The sequence below is a fragment of the Limisphaera ngatamarikiensis genome, from assembly GCF_011044775.1.
Classification (GTDB): Bacteria; Verrucomicrobiota; Verrucomicrobiia; order Limisphaerales; family Limisphaeraceae; genus Limisphaera; species Limisphaera ngatamarikiensis.
The window spans coordinates 1-4,606 of record NZ_JAAKYA010000025.1 but is presented as its reverse complement, the minus strand read 5'-3'; the positions used below and the strand labels follow the sequence as shown (position 1 = coordinate 4,606).

Sequence of the window (4,606 nt, the reverse complement as noted above, 5' to 3'; positions counted from 1 at the left end):
TGCCCGCATCTTGGAAAAAAACCACCCTGGCACGGCCCTGCGGCCCTTCCGGCGCCCGGGCGACCCCTCCCAGATCGGCCACACAGGCCTCACCGATGGGCCCCAGAGCCCTCCCAGATCACGTTCAGAGACTCTTCCGATTCGAAAACATCGTTTGGCACCCCGCCCCAACGGCTGGCTAAGGATTCAGGAAACGACAAAATTCCCCTGAAATCATGCTTGTCAAATACAGTTTTATGGGCTTCTCGCGCGGGTTCCTGCGAACGCCCTGGTCCCCGGCCGGGGCTGGACAGGGGGATTTGATGGGCGGTCGGGGCGGTGGGATTTGCGGCAGGGAGGGAGAAGGTGCCCGGGCCCGCCCTTCGGTGCGGGTTCTGGCGTCTTGGGCCGTCGGCCGGGTGCCATGAGGGTCAGGTCCGGTCGGGAACCCTGTCGGAGGTGGGCTGTCGGGCCCGGTCCGTGACCCCTGGGGAAGCTTGGTGAACGGTCAGCAGGCGACCCGCGGGGTCCTTGGGGAATCCGGCACGCATTCGCCGCACCGGCGAATGGCGCCGGGCCGGTGAGACGGCCGCACCGAGCGCTTCAAGGGCCCGGGCCGGTCCTGCGCCCCGGCTTCTGCATCGCCCAATGCGTGTTCCAACCTGCCGTGGTTTTTGCCGGCTTGCCAGCGTCTGCTCCCCAAAGTATGCCGGACCGGTTCCGCCTCCCGGGTTGAATTCCCTCTTGCGCGTCACCCGGTTCCGGATTTCAATATGGATGGTTGCTCGAGGTGGCTGGATAGCTCAGTTGGTAGAGCAGAGGACTGAAAATCCTTGTGTCGGCGGTTCGATTCCGTCTCCAGCCACCAACTTTTTTTGGTCGAATCCTCCCTTCGGCACACGGCCTTGCGCCGGGGCAATTGTGGTGGCGGCCGGGTGTCCGGTCCCTTCCGCGTGCTCTGCAAAGGTTCTTCTGCCGGATTGTGCCCCGCGGGGCGACCCCGTAATTTGACCGGCAGAATGGAACCCGCGGATCTTTTGAAACTGGAAGAGCGCGTCCTGCATGCATTGCGCCGGGCCCGGGCCCGGCCCCTGACTGCCGGGGAGTTGCGCCAGCGGTTGGGGCCGCCGCCGGTGGAGCCGGCCGATCTGGCGGCTGCGCTGGAGGCGCTGGAGCAGCACGGCCGTGTGGTGCGCATCAAGGACGACCGTTACGTACTCCCCCTGGACGCAGACCTGGTTCCGGGCCGAATCCGCATCAACCGCCAGGGCAAAGGGTTCCTGCAGCCGGACGATCCGCGTTTGCCGGAGATCGTCATACCCGAGCACGCCACCGGCACCGCTCTGCACGAGGATCGGGTGCTGGTGCGCCGCATCCAGCGCCCCAAAGGGCTGCGGCCCGACACGCCGGAACCGGTCTACGGAGAGGTGGTGCGCATCCTGGAACGGCGGCGCACCCAACTGGTGGGCACGCTCCAGCGCAGCCGGCATTTCTACTACGTCATACCGGACGATCCGCGCATCCCGCACGACATTTACGTCCCTTCGCCGGAGGCCGGAGGCCGCACCGCGCAGATCGGGGACAAGGTGGTGGTGGCGCTTCGTGACTGGCCCTCGCGAGAGGCCAACCCCGAGGGCGACATCATCGAGGTGCTGGGCCGACCCGATGCGCCGGGCGTGGACATGCTGGCTGTGCTGCGCCAGTACCAGTTGCCGACCGCCTTTCCCGCGGCGGTCCGCCGCGAAGCCGAGGCCTTCGGTACGCGGGTCCGACCCGAGGAACTCCGGGGCCGCGTGGATTGCCGCTCGCAACTCGTCGTCACCATTGACCCGGACGACGCCAGGGACTTCGACGACGCCATTTCGCTGCAGCGGCTTCCCGACGGTCGCTGGAAACTGTGGGTCCACATTGCCGACGTGTCGCATTATGTCCGGCCCGGCACCGCCCTGGACGAGGAAGCCCGCCGCCGCGGCAACTCCACCTACCTTGTGGACCGGGTCATCCCCATGCTCCCCGAGATCCTCAGCAACGAGCTCTGCTCGCTCAAGCCGGGGGTGGACCGGCTCACCAAAACCGTCGAGTTCCTGCTCAACCCCGAGGGCGTGGTGTTGCAAAGCCGGTTTTACTCCGCTGTGATCCATTCGAAGCGGCGGCTCACCTACGCCGAGGCCCTGGCCATGATCCGGCGGCCGCCCACCGACCCCGTCAGCCGCATGCTCCACGACGCTCACGCCCTGGCACAGAAAATCCGACGGCGCCGGTTCGCCCAGGGAGCACTCGACCTGGACTTCCCCGAGGTGAAGGTCCGGCTGGACGAACAGGGTCGCGTGGCGCGGCTCGAAACCGTGGTCCATGACGAGGCCCACCAGCTCATCGAGGAATTCATGCTGCTGGCCAATGAAGCCGCCGCACGCCGCCTCCGCCAGTTGCGCCGGCCGGCCCTCTACCGGGTGCACGAACCGCCCGACCCGGCCCGGCTCGAGGAATACCGTCAGGAGGTCCTCAGCCACAACCTACCCTGCGGCAACCTCCAGAAACGCGAGGAACTCCAGCGCCTCCTGGCCCGGCTCAATCAGACGCCACTGGGCCCCGCTCTGAAGGTGGGCCTCCTCCGATCCCTCATGCGCGCCCAGTACGCCACCGAGCCCATCGGACATTTCGGCCTCAACAAGACCGACTACACGCACTTCACCTCCCCCATCCGTCGGTACGCCGACCTGATCGTGCACCGCGCGTTGTTCGATCCCCGGAGCCTGCCCCCGCGGGTGGAACTGGAGGAGCTGGCGGAGCACCTCTCCACCATGGAACGCAACGCCGCCGACGCCGAGCGCGACAGCCGCGAAGTCAAACTCTTCGCCTTCCTCGAGCAGCAGCTCCGCACGGGCCCGCTCGAGCCCTACCCCGCCCTGGTCACCGACGTCCGCAATCACGGGTTCTTCGTCGACCTGCCCACCTTGGGCCTCTCCGGCATGGTCCCCCTCTCCCGGCTCAAGGACGACTTCTACATCTTCGACCCGGACCGCAACGAACTGCGCGGCCGCCGCACACGACGCCGCATCAAACTCGGCGACACCCTGCAGGTGGTCGTCGCCCGGGTGGACCGATTCAAGAAACAACTCGACTTCGAACCCGCGCCCGAGCCGGCCCGCAAACGCGGTCCCTCGCGCAGGCCGTCCCCGGTCCGCCCCCACCAGCCGCAAAGCCCGGAACCCCGGGGCGCAAAAGCCCGGAACCACAAACGCGACTCGCACCCGCGTGCGGCCCGGCGCCAACCCCCCGGCCACCGCCAAACCTCCGGGGCACCCCGACCCGGCCAGGGCCGTCCCCACCGGGGCAACCGACGCAAACGGTGAGGCCGGGCCGGCTGTGCGCCGGTTTCCCTGTCCTGCATGCGGGCTGGCCCGCCGGCGGACCAGCGGGCACCGGCAGGTTTCGCGCGTCTCCTGCAGGGCGGCCGGTCCTGGTCGCGCCCGGAGAACACGGTCGCCCTCCCGCACGGAATGCGGCAGGTCGGGCTTGTGCCCTGCCGGATTCGGCTTCATGTTGCTTCAAAACGATCCACAGCCACCGAAAGGAGTGACCGGGTATGACAGCCATGTCGGATGCGGTTCGGAAGGAGTTGCAGCGGCAGTTCAACCATGAACTGATGGCGGCGCATCAATACGAGGCGCTGGCCTGGTGGTGCGCACATCGCACCCTGCCGGGTTTTGCGCGGTTTTTCCGTCATCAGGCGGCCGAGGAACGCGAGCATGCGGCCCGCATCGGGCGACATTTGTTGGACCGGGGCGTGCAGCCGGTGATGGAGTCGGTGCCGGCGCCGCGGATGGATTTTGCGTCGCTGCTGGAGGTGGCGCGGCATGCGCAGACGTTGGAGGCGGCCAACAGTCGGGGGATTCAGACGGCGTATGAGGCGGCCGTGACAGCCCGCGACTATCCGGCCCAGGTGCTGTTGCACTGGTTCATCAACGAACAGGTGGAGGAGGAGGCGTGGACGGCGGAGATGGTGAACCGGGTGGAAGCAGCCACCTGCGCCGGTGCGTTACTGGACCTGGACCGGCACATCGAACGGCTCTTGGAGTCTGACAAGTCCGCCGGGCACTGACCCCAAACCCCCGCCCGTCGCGCTCGAACGCATCCCCTTAGGCCCGCCGCCGAACCTTCAGGGCGAGCCAATCGGAGAATACCCTTGCGAGCTCCGACAGGCTGGCAGGGACCGCGTCCTCGCGGTCCGCAAGAATGCCGGGCACAGAGGACTGTGCCCCTCCCACGAGGTCCCACGGGAGGGACGGCGTCCCCGCCGTCCGCAGGGAAAGGCTGCCCCTGCGGCTCGTTCCGAACCTGTAGGGCGAGCCAATCGCAGAATACCCCTTCGAGCTCCGACAGGTTGGGAGGGACCGTGTCCTCACGGTCCGCAAGAATACCGGGCACAGGGGACTGTGCCCCTCCCACAAGGTCCCACGGGAGGGACGGCGTCCCCGCCGTCCGTAAGGAAAGCAGACCCCGGGGCCCGCGCCGAACCTGCAGGGCGAGCCAATCGGAACATACCCTTTCGAGCTCCGACAGGTTGGGAGGGACCGCGTCCTCGCGGTCCGCAAGAATACCGGGCACAGAGGACTGTGCCCCTCCC

Annotated in this window: 2 protein-coding genes and 1 tRNA gene; all 3 read left to right on the top strand. The window is 67.6% G+C overall.

Annotated features, from left to right (window positions below; all coding sequences use genetic code 11):
- Positions 1–771 precede the first annotated feature (771 nt).
- The 3 genes from G4L39_RS04325 to G4L39_RS04315 all read left to right on the top strand — a co-directional run bounded on the left by G4L39_RS04325 (position 772) and on the right by G4L39_RS04315 (position 4,081).
- Positions 772–847: transfer RNA gene (locus G4L39_RS04325), tRNA-Phe, on the top strand.
- Between the two features lie 169 nt (positions 848–1,016).
- Positions 1,017–3,332: a ribonuclease R gene (gene rnr, locus G4L39_RS04320; protein WP_240893796.1), complete on the top strand. Its 2,316-nt coding sequence runs from the start codon at positions 1,017–1,019 to the stop codon at positions 3,330–3,332.
- Positions 3,333–3,565: 233 nt separating this feature from the next.
- Positions 3,566–4,081, top strand: a complete 516-nt coding sequence (locus tag G4L39_RS04315) for a ferritin (protein ID WP_205880772.1) — start codon at positions 3,566–3,568, stop codon at positions 4,079–4,081.
- Positions 4,082–4,606 lie beyond the last annotated feature (525 nt).